Source organism: Methylophaga thalassica MP (assembly GCF_000214595.1).
Classification (GTDB): Bacteria; Pseudomonadota; Gammaproteobacteria; order Nitrosococcales; family Methylophagaceae; genus Methylophaga; species Methylophaga thalassica.
Window position 1 is genome coordinate 88091 of sequence record NZ_AFIG01000001.1, and the last position, 16565, is coordinate 104655.

Genomic DNA, 16565 nt, shown 5'->3' on the forward strand with positions numbered 1-16565 from the left:
CGATGAGCTTAAAGTGCTACGCTATCAGCGAGTAATTCGCCGCGCAAGGAGTTCGAGAAGGCTTCTTCAATACGCACATCCACAAATTGACCGATAAGACTGCGGTCACCAGGGAAATTCACTACCCGGTTATTTTCTGTGCGACCGGCCATATCACCACCACCGCGATGAGCTTCGCGCTCAACTAAAATACGTTGAGTGGTGCCAACCATGGCTTTGGCATGCTCGTCTTCCAACTCACGTAAACGATCCTGCATGATTTGCAGACGACGTTTCTTTTCTTCTTCGGAAACGGAATCCACGAATGCTGCCGCCGGTGTCCCAGGGCGAGCGCTATAAACAAAGCTGAATGAATGATCGAATTTAATCTCGTTGATTAAATCCATGGTCGCCTGAAAGTCTTCTTCCGTTTCATTAGGGAAACCGACAATAAAGTCACTCGACATGCTTAAATTCGGTCTGACTTCCAGTAATCGGCGAATCTTACTTTTATATTCCAAAGCGGTATGACCACGCTTCATCATCGTCAGAATACGATCAGAACCCGACTGAACTGGTAAATGCAGATGATTCACCAGCTCTGGCACTTCGGCAAATGCCTCAATCAGGCTGTCAGAAAACTCAACTGGATGAGAGGTAGTAAAACGAATACGTTCAATGCCATCAATTGCAGCGACGTAATGAATCAACAGAGCCAAGTCAGCGGTTTCATCACCTTCAATCACCCCCTGATAAGCATTCACATTTTGGCCTAATAGGTTCACTTCACGCACACCCTGCGCAGCTAACTGACGAATTTCACGCAGGATCGGACCAACCGGGCGGCTGACTTCTTCACCGCGGGTATAAGGCACCACACAGAATGTGCAGTATTTACTGCAACCTTCCATCACCGAAACAAAGGCAGTTGGGCCATCCGCTTTCGGTGCTGGTAAATTGTCAAACTTCTCAATCTCAGGAAATGAAATATCAATACTGGGTTTACGGCTGATTTTGACCTCTTCCAACATGGCTGGAAGACGATGCAATGTTTGCGGTCCAAAAATCAGATCAACATAGGGCGCACGCTGACGAATCGCTTCACCTTCCTGGCTTGCCACACAGCCACCCACACCAATAACCAAGTCAGGACGTGTATCTTTCCAGCGTTTCCATCGACCGAGTTGATGAAACACTTTTTCCTGCGCTTTTTCGCGAATCGAGCAGGTATTAAGAAGTAAGACATCCGCTTCTTCTGGAATATCTGTGGGTTCTAATTGATGAGATGCCGCCAGGACTTCTGCCATTTTTGATGAATCATACTCATTCATCTGACAGCCGAATGTTCTGATATAAAGTTTGCCAGCCATAGTTTCTGCTAAAGTCAAAGGGCGCACAGGATACTATTTTTTGCTTGATTAGTACATACAAGTGATTGTTTTTACTAATAACTGCAAATATAGTGTGGGAAGGAACAACAACAAGGAAGTGAATCATGGCAATCAAGGATTGGCCTGCCGATGATCGCCCTCGGGAAAAGCTTTTATTATCAGGTGCTAAGGCACTTTCTGATGCAGAGCTTCTGGCGATTTTTCTGCGCACGGGTGTGAAAGGATTTTCAGCCGTCGACTTAGCACGCAAACTCATTCATGAGTTTGGCTCTTTACGACAATTATTAGAAGCGGACCAGCAGCAGTTTTGTGAAGGTCATGGATTAGGTCAGGCGAAATACGTTCAGCTTCAGGCTGTTCTGGAAATGGGCCGCCGTCACCTGGAATCGAGTTTAAAGCATGGCGATGCCTTTACCGATGCTGACAACACCATGCGCTATATCAAACAACGTTTACGCGCCTATCCCCATGAAGTATTTGCCTGCCTGTATCTGGATAACCAACATCGTTTTTTGTACTTCGATGAATTATTTCGCGGCACCATTGATGGTGCCAGCGTTTATCCACGTGAAGTCGTTAAAGCCGCACTGAAACATAACGCTGCAGCCATTATCCTGGCCCATAATCATCCGTCTGGTGTCGCTGAACCCAGTCAGGCCGATATTCATATTACAAAACGAATTAAGTCTGCCCTCGATCTCGTCGATATAAGAGTACTGGACCACATTATCGTCGGGGATGCAGATGTCACTTCTTTGGCACAACGCGGTTGTATTTAATTGCGGCAATTGCCATAACGATAAGTGAAATGACCTATTTATCAGGTGTTTGATATCTCTACTATTGTCCGGCTTTTGAATTTAAATGGGTGAGAGAATCATGAGAAAGTCACTGGAATTATTCAGTCTGGGCTTTTTATTAACGCAGAGTATAAGTCTGTACGCTGCCGATAATGGGCTAATCGATGATGCCAGCCTGAGCTTGGGCAGCCTGGTGGTGTCATCAGACAGCACAGGACCACTAACCTCACGTAATCTGTCGACATCAGTTGATGTGTTGAACGAAGACCGCATTGAAGATCAGAATGTGAGTTACACATGGCAGCTTTTTGACCAGATGCCGGGCGTGATGCTGACCCAGTTCGGTATGGGTAATGAGTCTGGCAAAATTTCTTTTCGCGGCTTTAATGGCGAAGGTGAAGTCAATGCTGTGAAACTGCTGATTGATGGCATTCCCAGTAACCAGAATTCTGGCAATATGCCTTATCTGGAATTACTGACACCTTTAGAAATCGAGAGTATCGAAGTCGTTCGTGGCACCAATGATCCACGTTATGGTTTACATAATATTGCCGGTAATGCTGGTATTTTTACTCGCCAAGGAGGTAACTATAGTAAAGCTCGTGTCACTTATGGTAGTTATGCGACACGCAATGTGCAGTTTATCAGCGGCATGGAAAGTAATGGTTTTTCCCAGAACTATGCAATTAGCTATTTAAATTCAAATCGCTATCGCCACCACAGTGATATCGAAAAAAGTACCTTCTCTGGTAAGTGGTTTTATACACCGAATGATGGCCGTGCCCAAATCGGCTTTATTGCCAGACATGGCAAAGCTGAAGCTGATGAAGCCGGTTATCTGACCCGGGCTGAGGCACATGATGATCCAGAACAATCACGTCCGCATAACGCCGCAGATGGTGGTGATCGTATGATGAATCAGTTCAGTGCTCACTTGGATATTGATATCACGGATAATCTGTTCTGGAGCAGCAAAGCTTATTTAAATGAGCTAGACGAAGATCGTTATGTCACCTTTGCAGCGGGCGGCAACCATAACGAACGATTAACCGAAGAAGAACATAAAGGCGCGTTAAGCACCTTAACCTGGCGACCGGATGTAAGCTGGGCGCATGAGTTCAGCCTGATGGGTGGATTGAGTGCTGAATGGCAAAATAATGAAAGTCGTCGTTATCTGGTGGATCTGGACCGAAATAGAACATCGCAGACTCGCAACCAGAACTTCGATTTTGATATTTATGGTGGATTTATTCAGGCCATATACAAACCGACTGAGAAACTGAAAATTGTTCCCGCGTTTCGGGTTGATACTGTGCGTGGCAGCTTAAATGATAATGGCACGCATCGTGAAATTAACGATTATGGCAATATCAACCAGCCAAAACTCAGTGCGGTCTATTCTTTTAATGAGCAATACGCTGTATACACCAATTGGGGCAAAACCTTTCAGGTCGCTTCAGGTACTGCCAGCTATAAGAAAAACGCATTATCAAGCGATCTCGATGCTTCAATTAATGAAGGCTGGGAAGTCGGACTTAAATTTACACCCACAGATTGGTTAAATGGGCGAATTGCTGTCTGGCAGCAAGTCGCCTCAGGTGAATTTAAAACAAGGTTGGAAGATGCTAATAATGACAGTGAGAATATTGGCAAAACCCAGCGTCGAGGCATAGATTTCCAATTCAATGCACAAGCTTCTGACAAACTTGGCCTCTGGTTCGCCGCATCCTTTCAGGATTCAGAAATCCTTAAAGCTGGTGCAGATAAACCTCTTAATAAAGGTAACGAGATTGATCATGTACCGCACTATTTGATTGATGCCGGGGTGGATTATCAGGCTACACCAAAACTTAAATTATCATCTTGGGTCAGCGCCCAGGATGATGCATATTTAAATCAGGAAAACGATACCAATAAATATGGTCAATACGTGTTAGTGAATGCCTCAGCCAGTTATGCGCTGACTCAAAAAGTAAGATTAGATCTTGAACTAAAGAATCTTTTTGATCGTTACTATGAATATGCTTGGAAACCTTTAAATGGTGAAGCAATGCATTCGCCTGGCGATGGTCGCTCGATTTATGGCTCAATTCAATATGACTTTTAAGCATTAATGACAAAAGCGCGACAGCTTTGGCTGAAAATTCATACCTACCTGGGACTCAGCATTGGCATCATGCTGGTCTTATTAGGTCTGACGGGCAGCATTTTAGTGTTCTATTTACAATTCGATATCTGGTTGAATCCAGATATCGAAGCTGTCTCGACAGCCCCCGTCAGTCAGCAACAAACTGTCTTTGATCAATTACAGCAGCAATTTCCAACACGAACTGATTCCTGGCGTATTGAACAGCCACTTCATTCAGGCTGGCCAATTATGGCGCGTTATTACACGCCTGTTGAAACACGTGATCTGCAATTTGCGCCATTGATGGTAACAATCGATCCCGCCACATTAGAGATCACCAGTAAACGCTTCTGGGGCGAATTTGCGATGACCTGGATCTACAATCTGCATTACAGCTTATTAGTAGATAAAACCGGCAAAACCCTCGTAGGTATTATAGGTCTCATCAGTCTTATCTCCCTGCTCACCGGTGTCGTTTTATGGTGGCCCGGCTGGCATAAATTGCGACAAGTGATGGCTTGGCGATTACGTACCAGTTATGCCAAAAAAGTGTTTGATCTACATATTCTGTCTGGCAGTTATGGTTTCATTGTGTTGTTTATGCTCAGTTTAACGGGTGCAGCACTGGCTTTACCTACACAGACTCAGCAGATTATCCGTATTTTTTCTCCATTGGCTTCCAGCCCTATACTTGCTCGCTCACTGCAGCAGCAAGGAAAAAAACCTGTTATCTCAGCAGATACGGCGGTAGCGTCAGCTTTTAAATTATTCCCCGATGCTGAGTTACGCTGGGTAGAGTCACCGGGGATCAAAAAAAATAGCTGGCGAGTCGTTTTCTATCAACAAGGCGAACCAAGCCGCCGTTTTCCACGAACACAAGTCTGGGTGAATGCGTTTACTGGTGATATTGTCGCTAGCCGCGATGGCTTAGCCGATAGTGCCGGAGATAAAGTCTTAAACTGGCTACACCCCTTACATAATGGCGAAGCTTTTGGTCTAACCGGCAGGATTATTGTGTTTATCTGTGGTTTTCTGCCATTAATTTTATTCATTACCGGCTTATTGCGCTGGCAACAAAAGCGGCACGCCAGAAAGCGCACCGCTTATCGCCATAGTTAATCTTCGTCCCAGTCTACCGGGGTATCTTTGAATACTTTTTTACCGGTAAACATGGCCGATACCAGACCATTACGCTCCCGAAGCTCGCTATAAACGACTCCCAGAATATGTAAGATGATGGCCAGACTCAGCACCCAGAATACGATCTCATGTATTTCTTTGAAGGGTGAACGAAAGTCACGCATTTGCTGATAAGCCGCTTCATTCACGCCGTCTTTTGAGTATGGCTGAACTAAGGCTTCTGTTTGTGGACTCTCTGCCACCCAGGCTTTAAAACTATCGCCAAATGGTGGCATATACACATCGGTACCACCAAGCACTAACCCTGTTACCGCCTGAATCGTTAACAAGATAAACAACAAAGTCACCATTAAACGTGCCAGAGGATTATGTCCGGCAAAACCAACCGGCTTACCTTCATTGATGCTATCCAGGTAAAGTTGTCGTTGCTGTTTATACTTTTGTCCAAGCGGCAAAATAGCTGCCCAGCGACTAAATCGGTTACCAATAAAACTCCAAAACAACCGCACGGCAAGATTAATCACAAACACATACCCCACATATACATGCCATGTTTTTAACAGGATTTTGCCTTCTGTCGTTACGCCCAAGGCTTTACTGTTCATAATTGCCACACCAATAACAATCAACCCAATAACCGACAATACGTTTATCCAGTGAAACCAGCGAACCATACGATCCCATACTGGATACTCTGTTAATGTTCTCGCCATTTGTTTTTTCATTTTTCTCTCTCTCCTAGTTTATCTACACGGCAATATTCGCCACTCCAGTCATGTAGATAAGGTGTGATGGTTTTATGCTCTGATAGATGGGCCTGCCACCAATCTTTCAAAAAAATAAGCACTTGCTCAGGCCGCTTTTGATGCTTGGCATGCTCACAAACAACTTTGAATTCCGTGATTAGATTATCCATTAGCTGTTGATAGTTTTTCAGTTCTGGATACTCCGTTGAATTCAATATGCCTTCTTCTGTTTTGTAATGAAACACGATGTAACTTATCAGAAGCTTAACCGTGGGTAATAAGGACTCAAATTCCAGCCCTTGCTGGAGGAAATAATGCAGTGAATTTATGGTGGCGAGGATGGCTCTGTGCTGTTCATCAATAATGGGGACTTGCTGACTAAACTCATCTTGCCATACCAGTAATAACGGTCTATCCATGTCGTTCACTCCCGCAACAAGCTATCGCATCAGACTGAGAATGGATATTTGATGGCTTCGTGATATTGGTAACCTTCAACCTCAAAATCATCCAGCGTGACCCAGGTTTCCAGATCCTTTAATGATTTAATTTCCGGGTTAATGTGTAAGCTCGGTGAAGGATAGGGTTCACGTTTCAACTGTACATCGCGCATTAATTGCAATTGGTCTTCGTAAATATGCGCATTCACAATCTTATGGTAAGCCTTACCGGGTTTCAGACCAGAAATTTGCGCCATGATTTTGAGTAAGAAAAACACCTGCACCTGATTGAAGTTAAGGCCCAGAGGCACATCACAAGAACGCTGGTAAGAGGTTAAATAGAGCGTACCGCCCAATACAGAGAAAGTGTGGGTATGCATGCAGGGTCTGAGACAGCCCATATCAAACTCACCCGGATTGTAAAATGTCAGGATCTCGCCACGATCATCAATGCCACGCTTCAAGTCATCGGCGATTTTTTGTAACTGATCTAATGCTGAGCCATCCGGTTTTTGCCAGCGACGGCCCTGAACACCATAAACCCGTCCCATATCATCATCACCTTTGCGGTGAGGATTATTCAGCCAGTCTTTATTATCATTGGCATTGGCATCCCAGGTGCGACAACCAATCGCCCGAAAATCTGCTGCATTGTCATAGCCACGCAGATATCCCAACATTTCGGCAATGGCCGCTTTCCAGTAACTCTTACGAGTGGTGATTAAGGGAAACTGATTGTTGGCCACATCATATTCCAAATCAGCATTAATCACGGTCAGGCAACGTTTACCCGTCCGTTCATTTTCAACCCACTCACCTTCGTCGATAATACGTTGGCATAAATCCAAATACTGTCTCACTCAGAAGACTCCAATTCTCGCTGCAAAATTGCTGATGATTTTGGCATTGCTAGGTCAGACAGACAACCTCATTAAGGGGACAGATTATATTTCTGCATTCGATATAACAGGGTATCGCGGCTAATACCTAATAAGCGGGCGGCTTTAGAGCGATTACCCGCCGCCATATCCAGTGCCTGCTCAATTAAGTCCAGCTCCACTTTTGCGAGATCGATACCACTGGCCGGCAGCACAAACTGATGTTGCTCTATGGCCACTTCGGGGCGCATCTCTCTCGGTAAATCAGCCGGTTGCAATAACTCACCGACATGCAAAAGCGCCAGACGTTGACACAGATTCTGTAACTCACGGATATTGCCAGGCCAGCGGTAATGGACAAGGCTCTGTTCCGCTTCTCTTGAGAGCCTGACCACTGCATTATTACCAGCAAACTCTTTCAGGTAATGTTTCATCAGTAGCGGAATGTCTTCGGCACGATTACGTAAGGCCGGTAACTCAATTGGCACCACCTGTAAGCGATAAAACAAATCAGCCCGGAATCGCCCGGCTTTCACTTCCGCAGGCAAGTCAGCACTGGTCGCGGCCAGAATACGAACATCGGCGACATGTAAACGATGACTTCCCTGTAACTGACACTCACCTGCTTCCAAAAAACGTAAGACTTTTGCCTGAACAGATAAAGGTAAAGCATCGACTTCATCCAGAAACACCGTGTCACCTTCTGCCGCCAGCAGCCGTCCCCGAAATGTGACTTCGCCTTGCTCATTACTTCGGCCAAACAAATCCAGTTCCACATCTTCTGTGGGTAATGCAGCACAGTTAATAGTAATCAGGGCATTGTCACGTCGACGACTTTGCTCATGCAAACTTAAGGCAATTAACTCTTTACCGGTACCCGTTTCGCCACTGATAAGCACACTGGCATCACTCAAGGCAATCATGGGTAATGTACGCAGGATATGGGTTAAATCAGGCGATTGTCCTAAAATCGTAGTCATAACACTTACCCCTGCATCTGATGTTGATGATCAGGCATGGCATGATGCTCATGCAGACTTTCCATCGGCCAGAACAAGGTTGCTAATGCCATCAGAATAATCAGTATCCCTGCGGCTTTACGTAAGTTTGGCGAACGTCCCAGCGCCGCTAACATACCGGTAAACAAACCTGCGCCCATCACCGCCGGTAAGGTGCCCGCGCCAAATGACAGCATCACTAGCCCGCCTTTAACCGGGTCACCGGCAGTGGCTGCTACAGCCAGTGCGGCATACACCAGACCACAGGGCAACCAGCCCCAAACCATACCCAGAAAAAATGCCTGACTGACTTTTCTTACCGGTAACAGTTTTTGCCCAATAGGCTGCAATAACCGCCATAAAGGTGCCCCCATACGCTCGGCACGAGCAAATTTAGGGAACCAGCCAGCCAAATATAAACCCATTGAAATCATAATGATGACTGACAATACCCTGAGTACCCAATGTGCGTTCAATTGTGTCAGTGGCGTACTTAACAGACCGACGATAATGCCAGCAAAGCTATAACTCAGAATACGGCCGACATTGTAGTTAAATACAAACGGTAACATCCGCCGCTGACTCTCTCTTACTTCTTTCGGCAAGCTCAGCGTCAATGCGCCAATCACCGAGCCACACATCGCAATACAATGCACTGTACTGAATAAACCGAGTAAAAAAGCCGTGATATAGGAACTGGTAATAGCAGCCATGCTTACAGTCTTCTCTTATTTTTTTGATTAATTATCAGGTTAGCACGCCTTTTCAGCATGAATTTGTGTCATTTCACCTACTACTTATTGAAAAAACACACTTCTTAATAACGATAACTTCCTATTATTTTTGGTTGGGTTATCTGAGAGAGAAGATAAATGAAACGCACCAGTCTGTCACTCAGCATCATGCTGAGTTTATTCCTACCATCACTTGCCTATGCCGAACACAAGCACGATGTCGCACAACTAGACAAAGTCACCGTGTCTGGCGAAGCCATTCAACCGTTACCTCAAGACAGTGCCGGACTTGATCTGGAAGCACTCAAATCAAAGCGTGCCCAATCAAGTGATACGTCCTCTTTATTAAAAGGTATTCCAGGTGTCTCCTTATATGGGGCTGGTGGCGTATCCAGTCTGCCAGTGATTCATGGTCTAGCGGATGACAGACTTCGTATTAAAGTCGACGGTATGGATCTGATTTCAGCCTGTGCTAATCATATGAATCCACCACTGTCATACATTGCGCCGAATAATATTGCTGAATTAAAAGTGTATTCAGGCATTACACCAGTTAGTGCTGGTGGCGACAGTATTGGTGGCACTATCATCGCCAAAAGTAAACAACCTGAGTTTGCCAAAGATGCTGACAGCGTATTATCAAAAGGTGAAATCGGTGCCTTCTACCGCAGTAATGGCAACGCTCGTGGCGCCAATTTATCCACCACACTGGCAACGGAGAGCTTTAGCCTTAATTACACCGGTTCCACCAGTAAAGCCAATAATTATGATGCGGCAGATAACTTCAAATCTGCTGGAGCTGCTGCCTCTGATCGTGGCTGGTTAGATGGTGATGAAGTCGGCTCCACCGCCTATGAAACTCGTAACCATGCTTTAAACCTTGGCTTTAAACTTGATAATCACTTATTGCAATTAAAACTGGCCCATCAGAATATCCCTTATCAAGGTTTTCCAAACCAACGTATGGATATGACCGAAAACCGGAGTAATCAAGTCAATTTAATCTACAACGGTCTGTTTGACTGGGGCTCCCTGGAAGCCTCGGTTTATCGTGAAAAAACGCATCACAAGATGCAGTTTGGTGATGACAAGCAATTTTTATATGGCACTGCCGAAGGCATGCCAATGGAGACTGAAGGCCGCAATACTGGCGTCTCGTTAAAAACAGAAATCATACTTAATGATCGTGACTTATTAAGTGTCGGTACGGAGTTACAAAAATACCGTCTGGATGATTTCTGGGAGCCCACTGGTTCCGGGATGATGGCACCAAATACCTTTGAAAATATCAATAATGGTCAACGCGACCGTTATGCTATTTATACGGAATGGGAAGCCGACTGGACCTCAAAATGGACAACATTGGTGGGTATTCGTCATGAAACGGTGAAAATGGATGCCGACAATGTTCAGGGGTATAACACAACAAATTACAACCCTACTGACTTCAATAATGCAGATAAAAGCAAAACCGATAACAATCTTGATCTGACCTTAATGGGACGTTTCACCCCATCTGATAATGCCAGTTATGAATTCGGTTACGCTCAGAAAACACGTTCCCCTAATTTATATGAGCGTTATGCCTGGTCAAGCAACGGTATGGCTATGCGTATGGTGAATCTGGTCGGTGATGGCAATGGTTATGTTGGGAATGTGGATTTGGATCCAGAAATTGCACACACCATCAGCTTCACAGCCGACTGGCATGATGCTGACAAGCAGGACTGGAATGTGACTTTCACCCCCTACATCAGTTATGTAGATGATTTTATCGATGCCAAACGCTGTAGCGGTGAAACTGGGATGATGGCGGTATGTACAGCCACTAATCTGAGCACGAGAGATAACTTTGTCTACCTGCAATATGACAATGTCTCAGCGAAGTTATATGGCGCGGATTTGTCATTGGCTAAACACCTTTATCATGATGAACAGATTGGTCATATCAGTGGCCAAGCGGTGTTCAGTTATGTCAGTGGTAAAAACCGTGATACTGGCGACAATCTGTACAACATCATGCCATTAAATGCGACATTCACTTTGCAGCATGCCAAAGGTGCCTGGCATAACACCGCTGAATGGCAAGTAGTCGCTGCTAAAGATCAGGTAAACGATGAACGGAATGAACAGGAAACAGCGGGCTATGGCTTATTAAACTTACGTACCAGCTATGAGTGGAAACAAGCACGTGTTGATTTTGGTATCGACAATGTTCTGGATAAAGCTTACAGCGAACCATTGTCAGGTGCTTATACGGGTCAGGGAATGACAATGTCAGGTTCCGGTGTGCCTTGGGGCGTTACCGTTCCCGGCATGGGACGGTCATTTTATACGGCTGTCAGTTACTCTTTTTAGTTAAAACAAGGCATCTCTGCCGAGATTATCCAGAGATGCCTTTTTATTGCTTAGCTAGGCTACCACGCTCAATTTCAAATCCACTTTTTTCAGTTGTTCCACTTCATGGGCCAGGTCGGCTTCAGTTAATGGATGCTCTTTTAACCAACCATCAGGCAAAACCAGCATCATCTTTTTACCGTCTAATTTTAACTTGATATAGGTATCGGCATGCTCAGACCGGCCGCGATTAAACACCATGGAAAGTCGCAGCAGCACCGTTAAGCGTTGTGTGCTTAACTGCATTTCATCCGATAATTTATTGATATGTTTTTTAGGGAATGAACGCCGTTGCCCTCTGACCATCACCGATAAGGCATGCTGTTCCTCACGGGAGAAGCCGGGTAAATCCGAATGTTCCACCAGATAGGCCGAGTGTTTATGAAACTGGTTATGAGAGATAGACAATCCTACTTCATGAAGTTTGCAGGCCCATTGCAGACGATGCAGTAACTCATCGTGATCCAGCTCCCACTCATGCGCCACTTGCTCATAAAGTTGGGTTGCCATCACCGCAACACGTTCGGCATGCGCCTCATCAACGTGATAGCGACGCATCAAGGCTAGGACGGTGCGATCACGCTCATCATCGTGCTGAATACGGCCAAGCAGGTCATACAATAACCCTTCTCTTAAAGCGCCATCGGATACAATCATTTTTTCAATGCCGAGTCGCTCGAACGCAGCAGCCAATACACACAAGCCACCAGCTAATACATTATTTCGCTCTTCAGACAGCCCTTCAAACTTTGCCTCTTCGACGCTGCCGGCTTCGATAAGATGGTTTACCATCTTCTCCAGCGCCTTGCCGGTAATCACGCCATCATCAGCCCAGCCGTGTTCTTTGCAAATATTGGCGACCGTTCGAATCGTGCCCGATGCGCCAACAGCCTCCTGCCAGCCAGCCTGACGATAAGGTCGCTGGATATAACGAATACGTCTTGCCGCAGCCAACATCGCATGTTGCATCTGTGTCGCCGTGGTTTTGCCATCAGCAAAAAACTTTTGTGAAAAACTGACACAGCCCATTTCCAGGCTCTCACGCATCAGGCCTTTAAATCCATCTCCAATGATAAATTCGGTACTGCCACCGCCGATGTCCATCACTAATCGACGGCTGTCATCAAATGCCAATGAATGAGCCACGCCCAGATAAATCAGTCGGGCTTCTTCTTCACCGGTGATAATTTCAATCGGATGACCCAAGGCAAGGCGAGCCTGGCGCAGAAAACGTCGTGAATTATGTGCGATACGTAAGGTATTGGTGCCTACCACCCTGACGCTGCCGTATGGCAAATCCTTTATACGTTCGCCAAACCGTTCCAGACAGGCTATCGCCCGTTCCTGAGCTTCCAATGAAAGGTAGTGATGTTTATCCAGTCCAGCCCTGAGCTGCACCATTTCCCGAAGTCTGTCGACCACTTGAAAATGGCCATCACGCATTCGGGCGATGATCATGTGAAAGCTGTTAGAGCCGAGGTCCACCGCCGCCAGCACATCATGATTTGTTTCTTCCATAGCACCTGTCAGTTCGTTTTTCGGTTTATTCTGCACTAGCTGGTTGCTGGTGAACAATGTTAAATCATCTTTTCCATAAAAAAAGCCTGGTCTCAAACGCAACCAGGCCCTTTTTAGTCGTGACGAAAATCCTCTTTTTTTATTCAATAAGTTGACCTTTAATCACTTGTTCGGCTTTTTCGATACTCAAATGGCGCACATCTTTACCTTCCACCAGATAAATAATGTGTTCACAGATATTATTAGCATGATCACCAATACGTTCCAATGAACGCGCAGACCACATCATATCAATCACGCGAGTAACGGCTCGGGTATCTTCCATCATATACGTCATTAGCTGACGTAAAATCGCCTCATATTCGGCATCGACTTCACGGTCTTCTTTTGCCACGCGTAAAGCCATATCCACATCAAATCGCGCAAAAGCATCCAATGCATCGCGTAACATGCCACGCACATGATTACCCATGGCCTGCAGCTCACGGTAATTATGCTTGGGACGATCTTTTTCAGACAGATTCAGTGCCATTCTGGCAATACGCACAGACTCATCACCAATGCGTTCCAAATCGGTAATGGTTTTTAATATACCGGAGACAAGGCGTAAATCCCCTGCCGTTGGCTGGCGAAGTGCAATAATCTGAATACATTCCTCATCGATACTGACTTCTAATGAATTTACCTCATCGTCGTAAGCAATCACTTCGCGGGCAATATCGGCATCACCTTTAATCAGGGCTTCCATCGCGTTATGAACTTGCTGCTCGACCAGACCACCCATCGCTAAAACACGAGAACGGATATCCTGTAATTCATTCTCAAATTGTTGCGAAATATGTTGGGAAGTAGTTGTAACCATATGCGTCTCTCCTCAGCCCGGATTAACCGTAACGGCCGGTAATATAATCTTCTGTTTGTTTTTTACTTGGGTTGGTAAAGAGTTCATCAGTGGCACCAAACTCTATTAATTCGCCCATATACATAAATGCAGTGTAATCAGATACCCGCGCCGCTTGCTGCATATTATGAGTCACGATAACAATCGTATACTTTTCTTTCAGTTCGTAAATCAACTCTTCAATTTTTAATGTAGAGAGTGGATCCAGAGCCGAGGCCGGTTCATCAAGCAACAAGACTTCGGGTTCGATAGCAATAGCACGGGCTATCACTAGACGTTGCTGCTGACCACCTGACATACCCATCGCTGACTCGTGAAGACGATCTTTGACTTCATCCCATAAGGCGGCGCCTTTTAATGATTTTTCGACCACTTTATCTAAAGTAGAACGATCATTGACACCTTGCAGACGCAGACCATACGCCACGTTTTCATAGATAGACTTAGGAAATGGATTGGGTTTTTGAAATACCATACCCACCTGACGACGTAAGTCCGCCACATTCACTGAGGGTGAATTAATTTCCATCTTATCAAGCAATAATTGACCTTCCATCCTGACAGAGTCAATCAGATCGTTCATTCGGTTAAAACAGCGTAATAACGTTGATTTACCACAACCACTGGGGCCGATAAACGCGGTCACTCGATTTTTTGGAATCTGCATATTGATATTGTGCAGAGCCTGTTTATCACCATAAAACAGGTTAAAGTCTTTGACTTGCAGGCACAGCGTTTCATTATCCAGGTTCACACGAGGCCCTCTTTGCATCGACTCAATATCAATGCCTCGCGATACATTTTTCTGTTCTTTGACTGCTTCCATCGTTTAACTCTCACTTGCTTTATAAGTTTCTCGCAGACGATTACGAATACCAATCGCTGCCAGGTTCAGCACAACAATAATCAATACCAATAAAAATGCCGTGGCATAGACCAGCGGTCTGGCGGCTTCAACGTTTGGGCTTTGGAAACCCACATCATAGATATGGAAACCCAGGTGCATAAATTGACGATCCAAATGCAGGTATGGCGCAATATTATCAATCGCTAGTGACGGTGCCAGTTTCACCACCCCAACCATCATCAGCGGCGCCACCTCACCTGCCGCCCTGGCGACAGCCAGAATCAATCCCGTCATCATTGCTGGTGCAGCCATTGGCAATACTGTTCGCCACAAGGTTTCTGCTTTTGTCGCCCCAAGCGCCAGACTACCTTCACGAATCGCTCTCGGAATACGCGACAAGCCCTCTTCCGTTGCGACAATGACCACCGGCACAGTCAAAATCGCTAAGGTTAACGAGGCCCATAATAAACCTGGTGAACCAAAGGTAGGGGCTGGTAGTTTGGCCTGGAAGAAAATCTCATCCACGCTACCACCGATGAAATAAACAAAAAAACCAAGACCAAATACACCATAGACGATGGATGGCACACCAGCCAGATTATTGACCGCGATACGAATCAATCGAACCACAGCACCTTGTTTGGCATATTCCTTTAGATAAACAGCTGCAATTACCCCAAACGGCGTGACCAGTACAGACATGATCATCACCATCATGACTGTACCGAAAATCGCAGGGAAAATACCACCTTCCGTGTTTGCTTCACGCGGCTCGCCTGACACAAAATCCCAAGCATTATGGAAATACTGGCCCAGCTTCTGTAGCGTAGTCATCGCATTCGGTTTATAAGCCTGAACGATTTTTGCCATCGGTATTTCGGCTTCACGGCCATCAGAAATCTTGACGGTGATTTGATCACGATTCAGCTCTGAATATAATTCATCTAACTCTTCACGAATTTTTGCATAACGTGTATTGAGTTGTTTACGTTCCTCTTCAATTTCCAGATACGGCGCCGTGCCTTTTTCAACCTTATCGAGCTCTAATCGACGCTGTTCAATTCGCAGCTCTTCAAGTCCATGATTGATCTTGCCAATATCTGACTTTTCGATATCTTTTATCTTGTTATATAAAGCATTACTTCGTGCCAATCGTTGCTGAAATGCATCCCAGGCCTGTTCACCCTCAGCGACAACTTCACCCTGTTGTTTAACATTGACTAGATAACCATAAAAGTTGCCCCATTCACGTCGCTCTATCGACATCAGGCCGTCAGGTTTTTGTGTGTCTTCGATCCAGGGATCGTTAATCCAACGAAAGTCGAGACCAAAAAAGTCACGATTACCTATCTTTAATAAGGTTCGATTGGCTGTTTCCTGGCCTTCGGGTAAATGCACACCTGATAAAGCCAAACGAGCGGCAGGCACGGTTTCATGATCCACGCGTTCACCCACCAGCATCACTTTTTCTTCGCCGGGTTCGGCATAGGTCAGCTCAACGATATCAGCCGGCCAGAAATGGCTTAATCCTCGCACAGCGATAAGACCAATCAAGCCGACGACCATTACCAGACTGATACTGACCGCGCCAGCATTTAACCAAACCCAGGGTTTACCGCTATCAAACCAGATTTTCATTGAAGAACGTTGTTTCATTCTATTTCCTAA

The 16565-nt window shown here is 45.5% G+C and carries 14 protein-coding genes; 4 read left to right on the forward strand and 10 right to left on the reverse strand.

From position 1 onward, the window contains the following. Positions 1 to 8: 8 nt before the first annotated feature. The gene (gene miaB, locus MAMP_RS00400) at positions 9 to 1349 is read right to left on the reverse strand and encodes a tRNA (N6-isopentenyl adenosine(37)-C2)-methylthiotransferase MiaB (protein ID WP_007143976.1); all 1341 of its coding nucleotides are present in this window, start codon (positions 1347 to 1349) and stop codon (positions 9 to 11) included. 125 nt (positions 1350 to 1474) lie between these two features. Between miaB and radC the strand changes: the two genes are divergently transcribed. The 3 genes from radC to MAMP_RS00415 all read left to right on the forward strand — a co-directional run bounded on the left by radC (position 1475) and on the right by MAMP_RS00415 (position 5417). Beyond that, complete coding sequence (gene radC / locus MAMP_RS00405; RefSeq protein WP_007143977.1) at positions 1475 to 2149, forward strand: RadC family protein; 675 nt, start codon at positions 1475 to 1477, stop codon at positions 2147 to 2149. A gap of 100 nt (positions 2150 to 2249) precedes the next feature. Continuing rightward, positions 2250 to 4277: a TonB-dependent receptor gene (locus MAMP_RS00410; RefSeq protein WP_007143978.1), complete on the forward strand. Its 2028-nt coding sequence runs from the start codon at positions 2250 to 2252 to the stop codon at positions 4275 to 4277. A gap of 6 nt (positions 4278 to 4283) precedes the next feature. Continuing rightward, complete coding sequence (locus MAMP_RS00415; protein ID WP_007143979.1) at positions 4284 to 5417, forward strand: PepSY-associated TM helix domain-containing protein; 1134 nt, start codon at positions 4284 to 4286, stop codon at positions 5415 to 5417. Here the strand turns inward: MAMP_RS00415 and MAMP_RS00420 are convergent. The 5 genes from MAMP_RS00420 to MAMP_RS00440 all read right to left on the reverse strand — a co-directional run bounded on the left by MAMP_RS00420 (position 5414) and on the right by MAMP_RS00440 (position 9213). Further along, the gene (locus MAMP_RS00420) at positions 5414 to 6163 is read right to left on the reverse strand and encodes a cytochrome b/b6 domain-containing protein (protein ID WP_007143980.1); all 750 of its coding nucleotides are present in this window, start codon (positions 6161 to 6163) and stop codon (positions 5414 to 5416) included. The two genes, MAMP_RS00415 and MAMP_RS00420, sit on opposite strands and share 4 nt — an antisense overlap. Then, positions 6160 to 6603: a bacteriohemerythrin gene (locus MAMP_RS00425; protein ID WP_007143981.1), complete on the reverse strand. Its 444-nt coding sequence runs from the start codon at positions 6601 to 6603 to the stop codon at positions 6160 to 6162. Before MAMP_RS00425 ends, MAMP_RS00420 begins: the two co-directional genes overlap by 4 nt. A gap of 29 nt (positions 6604 to 6632) precedes the next feature. Then, positions 6633 to 7484, reverse strand: coding sequence for a thymidylate synthase (locus tag MAMP_RS00430; protein ID WP_007143982.1), 852 nt, complete (start codon positions 7482 to 7484; stop codon positions 6633 to 6635). A gap of 71 nt (positions 7485 to 7555) precedes the next feature. Further along, positions 7556 to 8482, reverse strand: a complete 927-nt coding sequence (locus MAMP_RS00435; protein ID WP_007143983.1) for a sigma 54-interacting transcriptional regulator — start codon at positions 8480 to 8482, stop codon at positions 7556 to 7558. Between the two features lie 5 nt (positions 8483 to 8487). Beyond that, complete coding sequence (locus MAMP_RS00440) at positions 8488 to 9213, reverse strand: sulfite exporter TauE/SafE family protein (protein ID WP_007143984.1); 726 nt, start codon at positions 9211 to 9213, stop codon at positions 8488 to 8490. A 159-nt stretch (positions 9214 to 9372) separates the two neighbouring features. Here MAMP_RS00440 and MAMP_RS00445 point away from each other — a divergent pair, with 159 nt between their 5' ends. Next, positions 9373 to 11592: a TonB-dependent receptor gene (locus tag MAMP_RS00445; protein ID WP_007143985.1), complete on the forward strand. Its 2220-nt coding sequence runs from the start codon at positions 9373 to 9375 to the stop codon at positions 11590 to 11592. Between the two features lie 54 nt (positions 11593 to 11646). Here MAMP_RS00445 and ppx read toward each other — a convergent pair whose 3' ends face one another. Genes ppx through pstA form a run of 4 tightly spaced genes read right to left on the reverse strand, consistent with a single transcriptional unit; the run spans position 11647 to position 16553 of the window. Then, on the reverse strand, positions 11647 to 13296 hold the full coding sequence (gene ppx, locus MAMP_RS00450; RefSeq protein ID WP_237701182.1) for an exopolyphosphatase: 1650 nt from the start codon (positions 13294 to 13296) through the stop codon (positions 11647 to 11649). Continuing rightward, positions 13289 to 14011, reverse strand: a complete 723-nt coding sequence (gene phoU, locus MAMP_RS00455; protein WP_007143987.1) for a phosphate signaling complex protein PhoU — start codon at positions 14009 to 14011, stop codon at positions 13289 to 13291. The genes ppx and phoU overlap by 8 nt, the downstream gene beginning before the upstream one ends. Positions 14012 to 14033: 22 nt before the next feature. Then, on the reverse strand, positions 14034 to 14876 hold the full coding sequence (gene pstB / locus MAMP_RS00460) for a phosphate ABC transporter ATP-binding protein PstB (RefSeq protein ID WP_007143988.1): 843 nt from the start codon (positions 14874 to 14876) through the stop codon (positions 14034 to 14036). A 3-nt stretch (positions 14877 to 14879) separates the two neighbouring features. After that, positions 14880 to 16553, reverse strand: a complete 1674-nt coding sequence (gene pstA / locus MAMP_RS00465) for a phosphate ABC transporter permease PstA (protein WP_007143989.1) — start codon at positions 16551 to 16553, stop codon at positions 14880 to 14882. Positions 16554 to 16565 lie beyond the last annotated feature (12 nt).